General features: G+C 54.5%; 19 protein-coding genes and 1 pseudogene. 6 read left to right on the top strand and 14 right to left on the bottom strand.

All coding sequences use genetic code 11. From position 1 onward, the window contains the following. Positions 1-66: 66 nt before the first annotated feature. Positions 67-996, bottom strand: coding sequence for an alpha/beta hydrolase (locus tag IB222_RS22420; RefSeq protein WP_148362610.1), 930 nt, complete (start codon positions 994-996; stop codon positions 67-69). A 188-nt stretch (positions 997-1,184) separates the two neighbouring features. Between IB222_RS22420 and IB222_RS22415 the strand changes: the two are divergent. Together IB222_RS22415 and nadS are read left to right on the top strand one after the other, a co-directional pair. Then, positions 1,185-1,313, top strand: a pseudogene (locus IB222_RS22415) (type II toxin-antitoxin system RelE/ParE family toxin); the annotation flags it as partial. Continuing rightward, complete coding sequence (nadS, locus tag IB222_RS22410) at positions 1,314-1,601, top strand: NadS family protein (protein ID WP_038635893.1); 288 nt, start codon at positions 1,314-1,316, stop codon at positions 1,599-1,601. Positions 1,602-1,644: 43 nt separating this feature from the next. On the opposite strand, the gene fdhE is transcribed toward nadS, so the two are convergent. From fdhE to fdnG, 4 genes are read right to left on the bottom strand one after another with little or no spacing between them, the layout of a single operon-like run. Continuing rightward, positions 1,645-2,574, bottom strand: coding sequence for a formate dehydrogenase accessory protein FdhE (gene fdhE / locus IB222_RS22405; protein ID WP_003028685.1), 930 nt, complete (start codon positions 2,572-2,574; stop codon positions 1,645-1,647). Beyond that, positions 2,571-3,206: a formate dehydrogenase cytochrome b556 subunit gene (gene fdoI / locus IB222_RS22400; protein WP_003028686.1), complete on the bottom strand. Its 636-nt coding sequence runs from the start codon at positions 3,204-3,206 to the stop codon at positions 2,571-2,573. The genes fdhE and fdoI overlap by 4 nt, the downstream gene beginning before the upstream one ends. Next, positions 3,203-4,105, bottom strand: a complete 903-nt coding sequence (gene fdoH / locus IB222_RS22395; protein WP_003825273.1) for a formate dehydrogenase O subunit beta — start codon at positions 4,103-4,105, stop codon at positions 3,203-3,205. The genes fdoI and fdoH overlap by 4 nt, the downstream gene beginning before the upstream one ends. 12 nt (positions 4,106-4,117) lie before the next feature. Then, positions 4,118-7,168 carry a formate dehydrogenase-N subunit alpha gene (gene fdnG / locus IB222_RS22390; RefSeq protein WP_149384903.1) on the bottom strand — a complete coding sequence of 1,017 codons (3,051 nt, stop codon included), beginning with the start codon at positions 7,166-7,168 and terminating at the stop codon, positions 4,118-4,120. A gap of 194 nt (positions 7,169-7,362) precedes the next feature. Between fdnG and fdhD the strand changes: the two genes are divergently transcribed. Beyond that, a complete protein-coding gene (fdhD, locus tag IB222_RS22385; protein WP_148362608.1) occupies positions 7,363-8,199 on the top strand; it encodes a formate dehydrogenase accessory sulfurtransferase FdhD in 837 nt (278 codons plus the stop codon). Here fdhD and IB222_RS22380 read toward each other — a convergent pair. Further along, entirely contained in the window at positions 8,166-8,672 is a 507-nt protein-coding gene (locus tag IB222_RS22380; RefSeq protein WP_148362607.1) for a YgjV family protein, read from the bottom strand. The genes fdhD and IB222_RS22380 overlap by 34 nt on opposite strands. Before the next feature lie 58 nt (positions 8,673-8,730). Beyond that, the gene (locus IB222_RS22375; protein WP_148362606.1) at positions 8,731-9,252 is read right to left on the bottom strand and encodes a Crp/Fnr family transcriptional regulator; all 522 of its coding nucleotides are present in this window, start codon (positions 9,250-9,252) and stop codon (positions 8,731-8,733) included. A 129-nt stretch (positions 9,253-9,381) separates the two neighbouring features. Here IB222_RS22375 and IB222_RS22370 point away from each other — a divergent pair, with 129 nt between their 5' ends. Next, a complete protein-coding gene (locus IB222_RS22370; RefSeq protein ID WP_003825262.1) occupies positions 9,382-9,594 on the top strand; it encodes a DUF1471 domain-containing protein in 213 nt (70 codons plus the stop codon). A gap of 42 nt (positions 9,595-9,636) precedes the next feature. Here the strand turns inward: IB222_RS22370 and IB222_RS22365 are convergent, their stop codons facing one another. Both IB222_RS22365 and IB222_RS22360 read right to left on the bottom strand, forming a co-directional pair. Next, positions 9,637-9,960: an AzlD domain-containing protein gene (locus tag IB222_RS22365; RefSeq protein WP_003825260.1), complete on the bottom strand. Its 324-nt coding sequence runs from the start codon at positions 9,958-9,960 to the stop codon at positions 9,637-9,639. Further along, the gene (locus IB222_RS22360) at positions 9,960-10,619 is read right to left on the bottom strand and encodes an AzlC family ABC transporter permease (protein WP_003825259.1); all 660 of its coding nucleotides are present in this window, start codon (positions 10,617-10,619) and stop codon (positions 9,960-9,962) included. The genes IB222_RS22365 and IB222_RS22360 overlap by 1 nt, the downstream gene beginning before the upstream one ends. A gap of 101 nt (positions 10,620-10,720) precedes the next feature. Between IB222_RS22360 and IB222_RS22355 the strand changes: the two genes are divergently transcribed. Next, positions 10,721-11,269: an XRE family transcriptional regulator gene (locus tag IB222_RS22355; protein ID WP_003825255.1), complete on the top strand. Its 549-nt coding sequence runs from the start codon at positions 10,721-10,723 to the stop codon at positions 11,267-11,269. Positions 11,270-11,352: 83 nt separating this feature from the next. Here IB222_RS22355 and rhaM read toward each other — a convergent pair whose 3' ends face one another. From rhaM to rhaB, 5 genes are all read right to left on the bottom strand, one after another. Beyond that, positions 11,353-11,667 carry an L-rhamnose mutarotase gene (gene rhaM / locus IB222_RS22350; protein WP_003825253.1) on the bottom strand — a complete coding sequence of 105 codons (315 nt, stop codon included), beginning with the start codon at positions 11,665-11,667 and terminating at the stop codon, positions 11,353-11,355. Beyond that, a complete protein-coding gene (gene fucO, locus IB222_RS22345) occupies positions 11,664-12,812 on the bottom strand; it encodes a lactaldehyde reductase (RefSeq protein WP_148362605.1) in 1,149 nt (382 codons plus the stop codon). The genes rhaM and fucO overlap by 4 nt, the downstream gene beginning before the upstream one ends. Positions 12,813-12,886: 74 nt before the next feature. Continuing rightward, positions 12,887-13,714, bottom strand: coding sequence for a rhamnulose-1-phosphate aldolase (gene rhaD / locus IB222_RS22340; protein ID WP_003825250.1), 828 nt, complete (start codon positions 13,712-13,714; stop codon positions 12,887-12,889). A gap of 143 nt (positions 13,715-13,857) precedes the next feature. Next, positions 13,858-15,117, bottom strand: coding sequence for an L-rhamnose isomerase (gene rhaA / locus IB222_RS22335; protein ID WP_003825248.1), 1,260 nt, complete (start codon positions 15,115-15,117; stop codon positions 13,858-13,860). Next, positions 15,114-16,583 carry a rhamnulokinase gene (gene rhaB, locus IB222_RS22330; RefSeq protein ID WP_148362603.1) on the bottom strand — a complete coding sequence of 490 codons (1,470 nt, stop codon included), beginning with the start codon at positions 16,581-16,583 and terminating at the stop codon, positions 15,114-15,116. The genes rhaA and rhaB overlap by 4 nt, the downstream gene beginning before the upstream one ends. A 303-nt stretch (positions 16,584-16,886) precedes the next feature. Here rhaB and rhaS point away from each other — a divergent pair, with 303 nt between their 5' ends. After that, positions 16,887-17,735: an HTH-type transcriptional activator RhaS gene (rhaS, locus tag IB222_RS22325; protein WP_003825246.1), complete on the top strand. Its 849-nt coding sequence runs from the start codon at positions 16,887-16,889 to the stop codon at positions 17,733-17,735. The last annotated feature ends 98 nt before the right edge of the window (positions 17,736-17,833 follow it).

The following is a 17,833-nucleotide window of genomic DNA, read 5'->3' as shown; positions in this document are numbered from 1 at the left end:
TTTCGGCTGATAACATGCACGGTGTAGTTCCATTACAAGGTTTTCAACCTGAAAACAAAATATTAATTAAGCATGTCTTCCTGCTTCAGGTTTTATGACGCGCCAGGCCACATCCCGCATAACGCTTCGTGCTGCCTGGCTCACCCCAGCCAACTGGAAAAATCCGTGGATAACGCCGAGATAGCGTTGGCAAGTGCACTCCACGCCCTGCTCCTGGAACCGTTGATACAGGGCCTCGCCTTCATCTCGCAGTGGGTCGAATTCAGCTGTAATGATGTGCGTGGGCGGTAAACCGTTGAAGTCTTCGCGCCAGAGTGGGCTGACTTCGGGATGCAATGGATCGGTTTGCGGCATATACATCTCGTAGCCCGACAGCAGCGTGTCGCGGGTGATAATGTAATCCTGTCCATTATGGTCATAGCTCGCAAACCTGACGGTTGCGTCCAGCATCGGGTAGATCAACATAAGCTGCGCAGGTTGCCACTGCCTGGTAGCTTTCAGGCGTAGTGCGGTGACCAGCGCCAGATGCCCGCCAGCGCTGTCGCCAGCCAGCGTAATGTTGCTACGGTCGACACCCAGTTTCTGGGCATACTTCCAGATAATATTGGCCCCGGTTTCAGCATCGTTATGTGCTGCCGGGAAGATGTGCTCAGGTGCGAGGCGATACTGCACCGCAATGACCCGACAGCCGCTGTACCAGGCAAGTTGCCTTAACTGGTTATCATGTGTGGCAAATTCGCCGCTGACAAAGCAGCCACCGTGGTAATAGATAACGCAGGGGAGATTTCCCGTGCTGCCCCGCGGCGAAACTACGCGAAACATCATGGCATCGAGTTCAATATCTTCAACTTGTACGCGGGTTTCAGTGTCTCCGGCCAGGACCGTGCTGGCGATATAGCCTGCTCTCCGGTCATCAATATTCTGCTCGCGCGAAGAAGGGCGCCCCGCCACGATAAATGCCTCAACCAGCTGTGCAATCCCGCTTTCCAGTGCCATTTTTACATCCCCTTATCTGTATAGATATACAGGTTTATAACCTGGATAACTAAGAATGAAAATGGGAAAAATGGGGGCAGGTATGATTCTGGAAAGCGGCTCGCAGATTAAAAACCGTCATTGGTTTCTGCTGTTTGAATTCGGTATTGTGAGGAAAATGTACTATACGCCATTGACGTATAGTTAAGAGGATTATTTACTTTCATCAAATCAGAAAATCACAAATTCGATTGTTGCTGATTTATCAGAAAGGGATCAAGGATGATCTTACTCCACAAGAAAAAGTGCTGCTGCGTATGTTGAATGAGAGGTGGTAAATGGATAAGGCACTATTTGAGCGATTAACTCAAAGTATGGTTCAGATGAATGAGATCGCTGAAGGAACGCGACAACCTTCCCGTACCTTTCATATTGATGCCATGAAAATAAAGGAAATTCGCCAGTCTTCAGGATTATCACAGACTCGTTTCGCAGATTTGATATCGGTAAGCGTGGATACGTTGCGAAATTGGGAGCAAGGGCGTCGTTCACCGACCGGTCCAGCAAAAGCGTTGTTACGTGCTATTGCCAATGATCCAAAACATGTCATTCAGGCACTAAGATAATCCCCGGCAGTTTGGTTCAATTGCCGGGGGAAGATCTTAAAACTTACTCCCCTTCACCCGGGAACAGGAACGGGTTGATGGAGCTGCGGGCAAAGCCCTCTTGCTCCATGTGCGCGTCCAGCATCAGTGAAGCGAGATCGTCAGCCACGGCTTCAACTTTAGGGTCTTTTTCCTGATAGAGAATCTTCAGGTAAGTCCCGCAGTCGCCGCAGCTTTCAGCTTTAATTGCCGCCTGTTCGTTATCCAGCGACCAGTAGTTCAAATCACGGCTTTGCTCGCAGTTGCTGCACTTCACGCGTACCACGTGCCACTCGGTTTCGCAGAGGTTGCAGTGCAGATAGCGCAGCCCCTGAGTAGTACCGATTTGCACCATGCTGGAGACCGGCATTGAACCACACACCGGGCAGTACTGACGCTGTTCGCCGTATTCCGCACGGGCTTTGCCGGGGATCAGGCTTGCCATCTGCGCCCAGTAGAGCGACAGGGCAGCCCAAATAAACGGTGCTTTATCGCTGCTGACGGAGGCGAAATCAGAGGCAAACAGCGCGCTGGCCATCAGCTCCAGTTCCTGCTCTGAGGCTTTTTCCAGATTTTCGATCACGGCAAGCGCAGGGCCGCTCATTTCTGGTTTCAGCTCAGCAATTAACGATTGCAGCAGTTTTTGCCAGTGCTTGTCGCGTGGTAGGACGTGGATATCCAGCGGCGGTTTGCCCTGATCGTTCGCTTCTTTGATGCGAGCGGTCAGATCCATCTGCAGCGGATGGTCGTACAGTACCACTTCCTGCGCGTGGGCGATCAGCGCGGCAAAGCGCAGGTAGTCGCCCAGTGGGTTGTTCTCGGCCAGCTCGCGCAGGCGCTCAGCGCGGCGGTTATACAAATTTTTGAGTCTGGGGAATAATAACGGCGGAATCATATCCGCCGTGCGTTTCTCGCTCTTCTCCAGCTCATCTTGCGGGATTATGCGAATACTCATTCAGATGACTTTTCCTGTTTCTGGCGGACTTCACGGTACCAGCGCGGGTGATGTTTCTTCGCCCATGAGCTGGTAACCCATCCTTCCACCATCGCGGTAATGGTGCCTTTCACCCAAAGGGCGGCGTAAATGTGCACCATGATAACCACAATTAACGCTACTGCGGCAAATGAATGCAGCATTAACGCGAATCGGATCACCGGGATTGAGAAAGCAGGCGCAAAATACGGACGCCAGATGACCACTCCGCTCACCAGCAACAGGACCAGGAAGATAATCGCCGCCCAGAATACGCATTTCTGGCCGAAGTTATAACGTCCCGTGTCACCTACTTCCTCGTTGACGACAATCTTACGAATATTCTTCGCCCAAAAGATATCATCCCGATTGATTAGATTGTGGTGCCAGTAACGGAAAAACATGATGATAAACGAGGCAAACATGATCACGCCGACAAACGGGTGCACAATTCGCGCCAGTTGTGGAGTGCCCATGATGTGCATCAGCCAGTTAAAAGACGGGAAGAGAAAGCCCATCCCGCTCACCGCCGCCAGAATGAAGCAGAAGGCGGTGATCCAGTGGTTGATGCGTTCCGGCGCCGTGTAGCGCACGATGGTGTCACGTCGTTTCATTTGCGCACCTCGTCGTCTTTTTCATGCAGATTGTCTTCTTCCTCTTCCGCACGGTTCGGGCCTACGCCGACGTAGTGGAAGATGCTGGCCGCAAATGTCGCTGCAAAGCCGACGGCTGCGAGGGGTTTCCAGATGCCTTTCCAGAACTTAACGGTAGCGCTGATCTCCGGGTTCTCTGGCAGGCCGTGATACAGATTCGGTTTGTCCGCATGGTGCAATACGTACATTACGTGCGTACCGCCAACACCCGCCGGATCGTACAGACCCGCGTTTTCGTAACCACGCGTTTTCAGCTCCGCCACGCGTTCGCCTGCCAGGGTTTTCATCGACTCTTTGGTGCCGAAATGAATGGCACCGGTTGGGCAGGTTTTCACGCAGGCCGGTTCTTGCCCGACCACAACACGGTCAACGCACAACGTACATTTGTAGACGCGGTTGTCTTCCGGATTGAGGCGCGGCACGTCGAACGGGCAGCCCGCGATGCAGTAGCCACAGCCGATGCACTGCTCAGACTGGAAGTCGACGATACCGTTGGCATACTGAATGATTGCGCCTTCAGCCGGACACGCCTTCAGGCAGCCCGGATCGGCGCAGTGCATACAGCCATCCTTGCGGATAAGCCATTCCAGTTTGTCGTTTTGTTCCACTTCCGAGAAGCGCATCACCGTCCAGGATTTGGCGGTCAAATCAGCCGGGTTGTCGTACACCCCAACGTTGTTGCCCACTTCATCACGGATGTCGTTCCATTCAGAACACGCCACCTGACACGCTTTACAGCCGATACAGGTGGTGACGTCGATAAGCTTCGCCACTTCTTCCTGATGGTCCCGCGCCTGAGGCGCGGGGGTGAAACCGTTAGTGGCGGAACGACGAATGATGTCTTGCGATTGATAAGCCATAGGTCGTCTCCGTTACACCTTTTCCACGTTCACGAGGAAGGACTTAAATTCCGGCGTCTGCGTGTTCGCATCACCGACGAATGGCGTTAACGTGTTAGCGATAAAGCCTTTTTTCGCCACACCTTCGTAGCCCCAGTGAATCGGAATACCGATAGTGTCGATATCCTTACCGTTAGCCTTCAGCGTGCGAATACGTTTGGTCACCACCGCCTTGGCCTTAATGTAGCCGCGATTAGAGGAGACTTTGACGGTATCGCCGTGGGAGATACCGAGCTTATTCGCCAGCTTCTCGCCAATTTCCACAAACTGTTCCGGCTGAGCGATGGCATTCAGCAGCGCATGCTTGGTCCAGTAGTGGAAGTGCTCGGTCAGACGGTAGGTTGTACCGACGTACGGGAACTTATCTGCTTTACCCAGTGCTTCCGCGTCACCTTTAAAGATACGTGCGGCAGGGTTAGAGATAACGTTCGGGTGCAGCGGGTTAGTCCCCAGCGGCGTTTCAAACGGCTCGTAGTGTTCCGGGAACGGACCTTCCGCCATCTTATCGATAGCAAACAGGCGTCCCATCCCTTCCGGCTGCATGATGAACGGCCCTACATTGCTACCAGGTGCGGCGGCACTGTAGTCCGGAATATCCATCCCGCTCCACTTCGCCCCATCCCATTTCAGGATCTGACGTTTTGGATCCCACGGATTCCCCTGCGGGTCAGCGGAGGCGCGGTTATACAGAATGCGTCGGTTAAGCGGCCATGCCCATGCCCAGCCCAGCGTATTGCCAAGGCCTGACGGGTCGGCGTTATCGCGACGTGCCATCTGGTTGCCTTCCGGCGTCCAGCTACCGGCAAAAATCCAGCAGCCGCTGGAGGTCGTGCCGTCGTCACGCAGTTGGGCGAACGAGCTAAGCTGTTGGCCTTTTTTGACGATAACCGCACCGGTTGCCGGGTCGGTAATGTCGGCCAGCGCTTTACCGTTACTCTCCATCGCCACTTCTTCTGAAGCAGGTTCATGCGGCGTGGAGTAGTTCCAGGTCATGCTCAGCACCTGTTCCGGGTTTGCTCCCCCCTGTTCGGCGTACATCTTGCGCATGCGCAGGAAGATACCGGCGAGGATTTCACCGTCGGTGGCGGCAATCCCTGGAGCGTCCGCGCCTTTCCAGTGCCACTGCAGCCAGCGACCGGAGTTAACGATAGAACCGTTCTCTTCAGCGAAGCAGGTGGACGGCAGACGGAATACTTCGGTCTGGATTTTCGACGGATCAACATCGTTTGACTCACCGTGGTTCTGCCAGAAGGTGGAGGTCTCGGTGTTGAGCGGGTCGATAGTCACCAGGAACTTCAGTTTGGACAGCGAAGCCACAACTTTGTTTTTGTTCGGGAATGACGCGACCGGGTTAAAGCCCTGGCAGATATAGCCATTCACTTTGCCCTGATTCATCATCTCGAAGTACTGCAGGACGTCGTACCCTTTATCCCACTTCGGCAGCCAGTCGAAGCCCCAGCTGTTTTCCGCTGTCGCTTTATCGCCAAAGAAGGCTTTCATCATCGAAACGAAGAATTTCGGGTAGTTGCCCCAGTAGTTCACCTGACCTTCCAGCAACGGTTTTGGCGTGTTGGCGGCAAGGTAGGTTTGCAGGTCAGTCTGTTTCTCGCTTGGCAGCGTCATATAGCCTGGCAGGCTTTGTGACAGCAGGCCTAAGTCGGTCAGGCCCTGAATGTTGGAGTGACCGCGCAGGGCGTTTACGCCGCCGCCAGCCATCCCCATGTTGCCAAGCAGCAACTGGATCATCGCCATGGTACGGATGTTCTGCGCACCCACGGAGTGCTGTGTCCAGCCCAGGGCGTACAGGAACGACGCGGTTTTATCTTTGGCGCTGGTTTCTGCGATGTACTCACAGACCTTCAGGAAATCGGCCTTTGGCGTACCGCAGATGTTTTCTACAACGTCCGGCGTGTAGCGGGAGACGTGCTGTTTCAGCAGGTTCCACACGCAGCGCGGATGTTGCAAAGTGACATCGCGTTTGGCGAAGCCTTTTTCATCCAGCTCGTAGTTCCAGCTGGTTTTGTCATACTTGCGTTTGTCCGCGTCGTAGCCGGTGAACAGGCCATCTTCGAAACCGTAATCCTCACGCACGATCAGGCTGGCGTTGGTATAGGCCTCAGTATATTCGCGGTTGAATTTTTCGTTGTTCAGCAGGTACAGCAAAACGCCTGACAGGAAAGCAATGTCAGTGCCGGAACGAATTGGCGCATAGAAATCAGCCACCGCAGCGGTTCGCGTAAAGCGTGGATCGATAACAATCAGCTTCGCACCGTTGTGAATTTTGGCTTCCATCGCCCAGCGGAATCCGACCGGGTGAGCTTCAGCGGCGTTACCGCCCATCACCACGACGAGGTTGGCGTTTTTAATGTCGACCCAGTGGTTGGTCATCGCACCGCGACCAAATGTTGGAGCAAGACTTGCTACCGTTGGTCCGTGTCAGACGCGTGCCTGGTTGTCGACCGCGAGCATACCGAGCGCGCGGGAGAATTTTTGCGTTAAATAACCGGTTTCGTTACTGGAAGCGGAAGCACACAGCATTCCGGTGGAAAGCCAGCGGTTAACGGTTACGCCTTCAGCGTTTTGTGCCACGTAGTTAGCGTCGCGGTCTTCTTTCATCAGCTTAGCGATGCGGTCAAATGCCTCATCCCAGCTAATCTGTTGCCACTTATCTGAGCCTGGTGCGCGATATTCCGGGAATTTCAGGCGGCTTTCGGAGTGGATGAAGTCCACAAGTCCTGCCCCTTTCGGGCACAGCGCGCCACGGTTCACCGGGTGATCCGGGTCCCCTTCGATATGGAAGATGGATGCTTTGGCGTTTTTTGCGCCGTCACCGAGGCTGTACATTAACAGTCCACAGCCAACGGAACAGTAAGTGCAGGTGTTACGGGTTTCGCGGGTGCGCAGCAGTTTATATTGCCGTGTTTCCGCGAGCGCTACGCCGGGTGCAAAGCCCAGTGCCGCTGCCGTGGTGCCTGCCATACCGCCAGCGCAGATCTTAAAGAACTGCCTTCTGCTGACCTGCATGGTTCGCTCCTTGTTTCGACATTGTCACGTTCCCTTCGCTTTTCTGTAACGCGAACGCGAGGGAAGTGGTTGTTATTTTTCTTTGCGGACGGGACCGCAAAGGTCCAGAATTGGGTGAATTTCCCTCCGTCCAGGAGGGATTTGTAAAGAATACCACAATGTTGGTATGCGTGTTCCAATATGGTTAAAAGAAAGTGAATAAGATTATTCAAGAAAACATCAAGAATGTGACATCTCCGACAGGATCTCGCCAGTTGACCCTCTGGAAGCGCGAGGATTTGCAACATCCTCAGCCTGATGAGGTAGCTGAAGAAGTGCCTGTTGCGCTGGTATACAACGGGATTTCGCACGTGGTGATGATGGCATCACCGAAAGATCTTGCGCACTTCGCGATGGGTTTTTCACTTTCTGAAGGCATTATTGAGTCCCCGCAGGATATCTATGGAATGGACGTAGTGCCTTCCTGCAACGGATTGGAAGTGCAGGTTGAGCTGTCCAGCCGTCGCTTTATGGGGCTGAAGGAGCGCCGTCGCGCGCTGGCCGGACGCACCGGTTGCGGCGTTTGTGGCGTGGAGCAGCTCAATGACATTGGCAAGCCGGTCCAGCCGCTGCCGTTTACCCAGACATTCGATCTGGCGAATCTCGATCATGCTTTACGACATCTCAACGATTTTCAACCCGTGGGGCAACTGACAGGTTGCACGCACGCGGCTGCCTGGGTACAGCCGTCAGGTCATCTGGCGGGCGGGCATGAAGATGTTGGACGTCATGTTGCGTTGGATAAATTGCTGGGACGACGTGCAATCGAAGGAGAAACCTGGCAACAGGGCGCGGTATTAGTCTCCAGCCGCGCCAGTTATGAGATGGTGCAGAAGTCGGCGATGTGCGGTGTGGAGATCTTGTTTGCTGTTTCTGCGGCGACAACGCTTGCCGTGGAAGTCGCCGAACGTTGTAACCTGACGCTGGTGGGTTTTTGCAAACCGGGCAGGGCGACTATCTATACGCATCCACAGCGTCTGGTCGCGCTGTGACGCCACCAGGCGGCCAGAATACTGCCTGAAAATGCCAGTTCCATGATTACGGCAACTGGCGAGCCAACAATCACATTGTTCAGCAGCCAACACAGGCTGCCACACAAGGTGTATCCGCGTAATTTTCCGCTGCGTTTTTGAAACGACGCAAAGGTCATCAGCAGGCTTCCCATCAGCGGCAAAATACTCGACAGATTTTGCCAAAGATAAATGCTACACAGCAGCGACCCTAGCATAAATCCCCACATCACCCAGCGGTGAAACGTGACGATGGCCGTCGCATAGCGGCATGCGGCAATGATCATTAACCCAGCCGCAGCGTGTTGATCCAAAAGACAGAAATGGATAGCTAACAGAGAAGTGGAGCTGGTGAGCAGCGTTAAAGTGATAGCCCGGCGTTGAAAATGAAAAGCGGAAATATCCAGTAAGAAGCTGATGCCAGCCAGCATCTGAGAGAGAAGAAATGCGTTCATTGTGGTCGCCATCTATGAAAGAGTGACGGGACAATAATCGACGCATCAACGTAAGGCGTTAACCTTTGTTAAGACGCTGGCGAATACGGGACAGGCTAACGGGGGTAATGCCGATATAGTTGGCGAGATCGCGCTGGGTGAGCTGTGACTCCCAGTCCGGGAAGTGCGTTTGTACGTACTGGTAGCGTTGCTCTGGGGTATTGAGCAGCAGCATTTGCTCTTTTTTTTCTTTGTAGATCAATTGCTGGACTAGTAGCTGGGTCTTTATATCCTGATTTTCTGGCGCATCCAGCAAAGCCAGGGGGATTTCAGTGGTTTCTCCAGCGGCGATTATTTGCAGACTGTAATCGGCAGGTGTGTTAGTTAGCCAGTTCAGGTACAGAAAGCAGTATTCTCCGGCAAAGTAGAACTCTTTAACCCTTTCAACGCCGTTGTCCGCGTGATAAACCGCACGAGCCACACCATGATGTAAAAGATGAATCTTACTTTGTGGTTCACCCTGACGAAGTAACCAACTCCCCGCCGGTTGCGTTTTTCTACGGCTGCCAGCAAGCCATTGTGATTCCTGATTACGTGACATCTTATCTCTCAAATAATTTGAATAAGACTGGCAAATCCTTCCGCTTTCAGTTGTGTGATGAGATGGCTATTATTTATCACATCAAGGCACGGTGCCTTACTCAAACAACTAAGTTAAAGGGTTTATATCATGAAAAGCATCAAAACTTTTGTCGCAGTTATCGCTCTGGCTACTTCTTTCGGTTCTTTCGCTGCTCAGACAGTGACCGCAACCGGTTCTACGCTGGAAAGCGCTGAAGCAAAAATCGCCGCTCAGGCTGAACGCGCAGGTGCCAGCGATTACAAAATCACTCAGGCCTATACCGGTAACCGCGTGCACATGACCGCCGAACTGCTGAAATAAGATACCTTAGTACTGTCGAAAGAGCGCCCTTGAGGCGCTTTTTTAGTTTATGCCCGCCATTCGCAGCAGCGCCGTCACCACTGCCGCAGCGACGATCACCACGATTAGCGGCATCTTGCGCCAGGCGAGAAATACCGCAAAAGCCACGCCCAGCACGCGGGCCATGCCAGCGAAGTGTTCACCTTCGTAAAAGGTGGTCGCCAGCGCAACGGAGAACAGTAATACCGTTGCGGCGTCGGAAAGCAGCGCCTGCGAGCGTTCCGAGAACGCTAAACGGCTCCCAAGCTTCGCTCCTCCTAAACGCATTAAATACGTTCCCAGAGATAACATGGCGATACCGACGATAAACAGCGTCATGTTGCCCATTATTTTTTCCTCGTCAGTAAGCCAAACAGTGAAAGCAGAACCGGTAAACCGACCGGCGCAAAGGGGATGGCGGCAAGCGACAACCCGGCACCGCTACAGGCGCGAATCAGCGTGGTGCGGTTTTTAAAGGCCGGGACCACTAAGGCTAATAAAATTGCAGGGAAGACGGCATCCAGACCGATGGTTTCCGGGGCGGGGAGCAGTTTGCCGACGCCCGCGCCGATCAGTGTGCCAACAGGCCAGAAAATCGCGACGCCCAGACCGCACAGCCAGAAGGCGGCTTTACGTTGTTCGGGCGTTTTTTGCGACAGGCCAAAGACTACGCTTTCGTCGTTCATGATATGACAGCCGAGGAAACTCGCAGCCCGGGAGCCCACCAGGTCGCGCACCGTGACGCCAAACGGCACGTGTCGGGCGTTGACCAGTAAACCGGCCGCCGCCGCCGCCAGTGGGTTACCGCCGCTGGCGACGATGCCGATAAACATAAATTCGGACGCACCCGCCAGTACCGTAATCGAAAGCACAAACGGTACCCACAGCGGGAAGCCGTAGGCCATCGCCAGCGAGCCGTATGACATGCCGACTACGCCGACGGCCAGACAGACTAAAAATATTGCTTTTATCGTGTCGCCTTTGAGACTGGAAAAATAATGTTTCATATCGTTTTAGCCATATCGAACGAATTTCCATTATAATGAACGCGACCAGTTAATATTACAAATCGAACGATTCGTTCGATATAAAGAACATGGAGTCGTGAATGACCCAGCCCATCAGTATGATCGCGAAAAGCCTTGTGCGTGAACGCCAGCGCACCGGTTTGTCATTGGCAGAGATTGCCCGTCGCGCAGGGATTGCAAAATCGACACTCTCGCAATTGGAAGCGGGCAATGGCAATCCTAGCCTGGAAACGCTCTGGTCGCTGTGTGTGGCGTTGGATATTCCCTTTGCTCGCCTGCTGGAGCCGCAGGAACAAAAAACGCAGGTGATTCGTCGCGGAGAAGGGACAAAGGTGGTAGCCGAGCAGGCGCACTATCAGGCCATTTTACTGGCCGCCTGCCCGCCGGGGGCGCGGCGAGATATCTATCTGCTGCTGACGCAACCGGGCGCGGATCGTATTTCACAGCCGCATCCACCGGGATCGGTTGAACACATCATCGTGACGCAGGGTAAGGCGATGGTAGGATTGACTGAAGCGCCGGAGGAGTTAGGCGAGGGGGACTATATTTGTTACCCCGCCGATCGGGCGCATATTTTTAAAGCGCTGGAGCCTGACACCCAGGCGATTCTGGTCTCTGAGCAAAATTGAATTGTCGGATGGCGCTATCGCTTATCCGACCTACAAAAAATAAAACCGTAGGCCCGGTAAGCTTGTGCCACCGGGCATATAACTTACTGCAAATAAAACACTTCTTTTAGCTCTGCGCTAACCGGGCTGTTGTCCGGGTTTGCTGGCATTACGTCACGCATATGTTTCCACCAACGTTGGCAAACGTCGGTGCTGGCAACGGCATTCCAGCGTTCTTCGGACTCAATCTCAACGGTGGCGAACAGCAGATTGCGCGCCTGATCGAGATAAATCGCGTAGTGATGGGCGCCGTGCTCTTTCAGCACCGCTTCCAGCTCTGGCCAGATGGGGTTATGACGACGCTGGTACTCAACGTGCGCGTCGGCATTCACCTGCATCACAAAGGCCTTGCGGATCATAACGCCTCCAGATACAGCTCGCGGACCTCGTCGCGGCTGGCGGTGCGCGGGTTGCACGGCGCACACGGATCGGCCAACGCTTTATCCAGCCAGCCTTCAATATCCTCTTTCGTCACGCCAAGGGAGCTAAAGCCCGCAGGAATACCGACACGCTTGCTGAGTGCACGAATCGCGTTGATGGCCTCCATACTTGCCGCTTCATCGCTCATGTCACGGATATCGACGCCCATTGCCTGCGCCACGCGGGCAAAGCGCGCCACGGCGTTCGGACGGTTAAAGTTTTCGATTACCGGCAGCAGGATGGCGTTGCAGACGCCGTGTGGCAGATTATGGGTTGCGCCCGGCTGGTGCGCCAGCGCATGCACCAGACCGAGACCAGCGCTGTTGAATGCCATCCCCGCCAGATACTGACCAAACGCCATTTGCTCACGGGCTTCGAGGTTATGACCGTCATCGACCGCTTTTGGTAGCCACAGGTTGATCAGGCGAATCGCTTCCAGCGCGTTAGCGTCGGTGAGCGGATGCGCGCCAACGGAAACATAGGCTTCCACCGCGTGGGTCAGGGCGTCCATACCGGTTGCGGCGGTGACGGAGGCCGGGATTTCCAGCATCACGCTGGCATCATCCACGGCGATATCCGGGATGATATTCGGGTCGATGATCACCTCTTTAACCTTACGGGCAGAGTCGATAATGACTGCGTTGCTGGTCATCTCTGCTGCCGTACCGGCGGTAGTGTTGATGGCGACCAGCGGGACGCCCGCATTTTTCACTTTGCCCACGCCGGAGTAAGCGGTAGAAGGGCCAGGGTTGGCTGTCAGGATTTTTACCGCTTTGGCGGTATCGATCGGGCTGCCGCCACCGAAGGCGATGATGTAGTCACATTCTGCGTTCTGATAGGCCGCAAAACCTTTCTGTACCAGCTCTTCTGTCGGGTTCGGGAATACTTCATCAAACAGGTGGTAAGACATTTGATGTTTATCCAGCGCGGCAAACAGGCTATCCAGCAGGCCCAGTTTTACCAGTTGACCATCGGTGACGATCAGCGCTTTGCCCCATTGTTTATTCGCCACGAGATTCACCATATCGGCAATCGCGCCGGCGCCATGCAGGCTAATTTTTGGCAGTGCCAACATAAAGCTCATCACTATTCTCCTTAATAATAAAATCCTGTAGGCCGGATAAGGTGAAGCCGCATCCGGCGTTGAGTTGGGAGGTATCAGTACAGCTCTATGGCGCTTGCCAGCGGCGTAACACCAAAGCGTTTGCCAAGTGCGACCAGCTCTTCACGTGAGATGGTCTGCTTCATACCGCCCATCGAAAAGATTTTGACCAGAACTTCGGCGGATTTCTCTGCGGTATCTATCAAACCGAACGCTTCGTCTAGGGTAGGTCCGCTTCCGAACACGCCGTGGAACGGCCAAAGTACCAGCGAGTGTTTCTGCATTTCCTCGGCGGTAGCCTGACCAATTTCATCTGTACCCGGCACCATCCACGGCAGAATGCCAACGCCATCCGGGAACACCACCAGGCACTCGGTGCTGCCTTCCCACAGCTTGCGGGTAATCAGCGCGGTGTTGTTTTCCAGTACGTAGGTCAGAGCGATCAGGTTGGTGGCATGGCAGTGCATGATCACGCGGTCTTTACCGTTCGTCGCTTTAATGCGTTCGCAGTGAGAGAGGAAGTGAGCCGGCAGTTCAGAGGTCGGCACGGCCTCGTGGGTCAGGCCCCAGAGGATGTGGTAGCCCGCACCGTCGCTGTCTACTTGTACCACGCCCAAATTTGCCGCGGGATCGAGCTGAACGTTACGGAAAAATTTACCGGAACCAGTGACGATAAACGGCGTGTTTGCCAGCAGCGGCATCGGCTGACTTAGCGCAATATAGCGTGGTTTTTCGTAGAAATCGGCGCTAAACGGCGCGATATCTGCTTCATCAAGACGCAGCGTCAGGTTGCCGCCGTTACGCTCGTCCCAGCCTTTCAGCCACGCATCAGAAGTGGCTTTGATCATCCCCTGGACGAACCAGGAAGTCGTAATATTTTGCATGTTCGGTGTTCCTGTTTATTGCCCGAACGTTATCGGGTCTTACGAAGGCCGGATAAGCGAAGCGGTATCCGGCAATCGTGTTTCATTCATTGCCAGATGGCGACGCGGGGCGTCTTATCCGGCCTACAAGCCTGGCGTCACGGTTAGCTACGTTTGCTCAAAATCTCTTTTTCATAAGCGCGCACGCTGTCCAGCCACTGGCTGCCCGCAGGCGTGTCGTGGCGCTGGCAATACATCTCCCAGACGGCCTGCCACGGCAGCGATTTTTGCTCTTCCAGCAGGGCCAGGCGTGCGGTGTAGTCGCCGTTGGCTTCGAGCTGACGCAGTTGTTCGGTGGGTTCTAACAGCGCGCGCAGCAGGGCTTTTTTCATATTGCGGGTGCCGATCACCCACGCGGCAATGCGGTTAATGGAGGCGTCGAAGAAGTCGAGGCCAATGTGTACGCGGTCAAACAGGTTGTGGCGGACGATCTCGCTGGCAATCGCCTGAGTTTCATCATCCAGCAGCACCACGTGGTCGCTGTCCCAGCGCACCGGACGGCTGACGTGCAGCAGCAGGCGCGGTACATACAGCATGGCGGCGGAAATTTTGTCGGAGATCACTTCAGTCGGATGGAAGTGGCCCGCATCCAGACACAGTGCGGTCTGGCGGCTGGTGGCGTAACCCATGTAGAACTCGTTAGAGCCCACGGTGTAGCTTTCCGCACCGATGCCAAACAGCTTGCTTTCGACGGCATCGATATGGTGCGCCGGGTCAAGTTTCTCGCTGATCACTTCGTCCAGTGCGTCCAGCAGACGCTGGCGCGGCGCTAAACGGTCAACGGTGATGTCTTTCATGCCATCCGGGATCCAGATGTTCATCACCGATGGCGTACCCAACTGCTCGCCAAAATACGCCGAGACGCGACGGCTGGCTTTGCAGTGATCGATCCAGAACTGACGAATGGTGTCGTCGGCGTGCGCCAGCGTGAAACCGTCGGCGCTCAGCGGGTGTGAGAAGCAGGATGGGTTGAAATCCAGCCCTAACTGGTTCGCTTTCGCCCACTCCACCCAGTTTTTAAAGTGCTCAGGTTTGATTTTGTCGCGGGCAACCGGCGTATCAGATTCCAGATAGATCGCGTGCAAATTCAGACGTTTTGGACCAGGGATCAGGCTCAGCGCCTGCTCCAGATCGGCCCGCAGTTCGGTGGCGTTACGCGCTTTACCCGGATAGTTACCGGTAGCCTGAATACCGCCAGTGAGCGAGCCTTCCGGGTTTTCGAAACCGGCGACATCATCGCCCTGCCAGCAGTGCATGGAGACCGGCAGGCGATCGAGCTGGCGTAAGGCCGCCTCGACATCAATGCCTACCGCGGCGAAACGCAGTTTTGCCAGTTCCCAGGCTTGTTCAAGTTGAGTGGTCATGCGCAAAGCTCCTTTGTCTGTCGTAGTGGTTGAAACTGCGCCTGGTAGCGGGCAATTTCACTTTCAGGATTGGGAATGAAGGTGGTCAGTTCGTAGTTGGCGCGCACCACCTGACGGAAATCATCGACGTTGTTCAGCTCGTCCAGCGTCATCAACTGGATGCCAATATTGCCGAGCGTGGAGGCCTCAATCGGCCCGGACATCACGCGAATACCGCAGGCATCCGCGCACAGTTGGTTCAGTAAGGCGTTCTGGCAGCCGCCACCGACAATGTGCAGTTGGCTAAATGCTGCACCACGCAGTTGTGCCAGTTCTTGCAGGATGTCGGCGTACAGCAACGCCAGGCTGTCGAAGATACAGCGCGCCAGTTCAGCGTTTTGTAGGGGAACGGGTTGGCCTGATTCACGGCATGCCGCCTGAATTTCTGCACTCATATCGTCGGGGTTGATAAAGCGATCGTCGTTCGGGTTTATCAGGAACCGGCAGGCAGGCAGCGCTTGCGTTTGGCTGATAAGCGTTGGCAGGTCGGTAATCTGGCGCTCTTTTAATACGCGCTGGAGCAGCCACAGCCCCATAATATTTTTCAGCACGCGGTAGCGCCCTTCCGCGCCGCCTTCATTGGTGATATTCGCCGCCAGCGCCGCATCGTTGGTATACGGCGTTCTGCTCTCAAAGCCCATCAGCGACCAGGTCCCGGAAGAGAGATAGGCGCTGTTTTTGTCGGCCAGCGGAGAAGCAATGACCGCGCTGGCCGTGTCGTGACTGGCGACGGCGACAACCGGAATTTGGTTTTTCTGTGGGCAAATCCAGTGGCCGATCACGTTACCTGGATGCGTCGGGCGGCCAAACCAGGCTTTATCTGCCCCGGTCCACGCCAGCAGTGTGTCATCCCAGTCGTCGGTATTGATATTGACTAGCTGGGTGGTGGTGGCATTGGTGTATTCCCAGTTCATTTTGCCGGTCAGGCGAAAGCTGAAGTAGTCGGGGATCAGCAGGGCATGGGCCACCTGCGGGAGCAGTTCTGGCTGCTGTTCAACCAGCGCACGTAGCTGATACAGGGTGTTAAAGGGCAGAAACTGAATGCCGCTACGGCGGTAAATTTCACCTTTACCCGGCTGCGCCATCGCCTGCGCCATAATGCCGGTCGTGCGGCTGTCACGGTATGAGACCGGTAGACCGACACGTTGTCCGACGTTATCGATCAGAACGTAATCCACGCCCCAGGTATCAATGCCGATGCTGTCTATCCGTATGCCTTCATCGCAGACTTTTTTCAGGCCAAGACGAATATCGTTTTCCAGGCTGTCGATGTCCCAGGTGTCAAAACCGTTTGTTTTTTGCAGGCAGTTCACGAAGCGGTGGATTTCACGCAGCGTCAGGGTGCGGTGTTCACTGTCGTAACGCGCCAGCATTACGCGCCCACTGGATGCGCCGAGATCGACTGCGACACAATGGCGAAAAGTCATAGCGAGGTCCTTCTGAGTTTTATTGCACTCAGTCTAAGAACCCCAGATAACGCGTACCTTCTTGACAGTGACAGCCGCAATTAGCGGCTGGCAACGTGGCAAAGGTGAACGTGACGCTGTTCACAATTTCTATTAATAGGACCGGTTTTAGCGGATGTGATGTCTTCCGCAATTCCCGATCTTTCCCGCCATTTCTTGAAGAATTGACCGTGTTTACGCACTTTGGCGTCAAAAATTTAAGGTGAGGGTGATAACCCTTAATTACTATTCAGCCATGTTCATTTGATCGGGAAGGATGGCATCATGACGGTATTGCATTGCGTGGATTTTTTTCCGACAGGTAAAGCGCCAGTGGCTATTGAACCGCGGCTTCCTCAACCTGCGTTTCCAGAACATCATCATGATTTTCATGAAATTGTGGTGGTCGAACATGGCACGGGGATCCATGTGTTCAACGGACAGCCTTACACTATCAGCGGCGGTACGGTGTGTTTCGTTCGCGATCATGACCGGCATTTATATGAACATACTGACAATCTGTGCCTGACCAATGTGTTGTATCGTTCCCCGGATGCGTTTCAATTTCTGGCTGGGCTGAATCAGCTTTTACCTCAGGAACAGAATGGGCAGTATCCTTCCCACTGGCGGGTGAATCAGGGTGTGTTGCAGCAGGTTCGACAACTGGTGGGGCAGATGGAAGCGCTCGGTGAGGGGATGGATACACCAACGGCGGCAAATCGCGAGATCCTGTTTATGCAGCTGCTGGTGCTGCTGCGTAAAAGCAGCCTGATGGAAGCCGCGACCGATAACGACGCGCGGCTTAACCTCCTGATGGCGTGGCTGGAAGATAACTTTGCCGACGAGGTGTGTTGGGAGGCGCTGGCCGAGAAGTTTTCCCTCTCTTTGCGCACTCTGCATCGCCAGCTCAAACAGCAAACCGGATTGACGCCGCAGCGCTACCTTAATCGCTTGCGGCTGATCAAGGCCCGGCATCTGCTTCGCCACAGTGATGACAGCGTGACGGACATCGCTTATCTCTGCGGATTCGGCGACAGTAACCACTTTTCGACGCTTTTTCGCCGTGAGTTCAAGTGGTCGCCACGCGATATTCGCCAGGGGCGCGATCTCGTTGTGGCAAGCAGCCTCCAGTAACGCGAAAGCTATCAACGTTTTTTACCGCCGAATCTCAGATAATCATGTCCCTTTACGCCTTATCCGGCCTACGTGGATGCCCTGTAGGCCGGATAAGC

The organism is Citrobacter sp. C13 (genome assembly GCF_014596815.2).
In the GTDB taxonomy this organism is placed as follows: domain Bacteria; phylum Pseudomonadota; class Gammaproteobacteria; order Enterobacterales; family Enterobacteriaceae; genus Citrobacter; species Citrobacter portucalensis.
The sequence above is the reverse complement of the archived record's forward strand: the minus strand, read 5'-3'. Positions and strand labels throughout refer to the sequence as shown.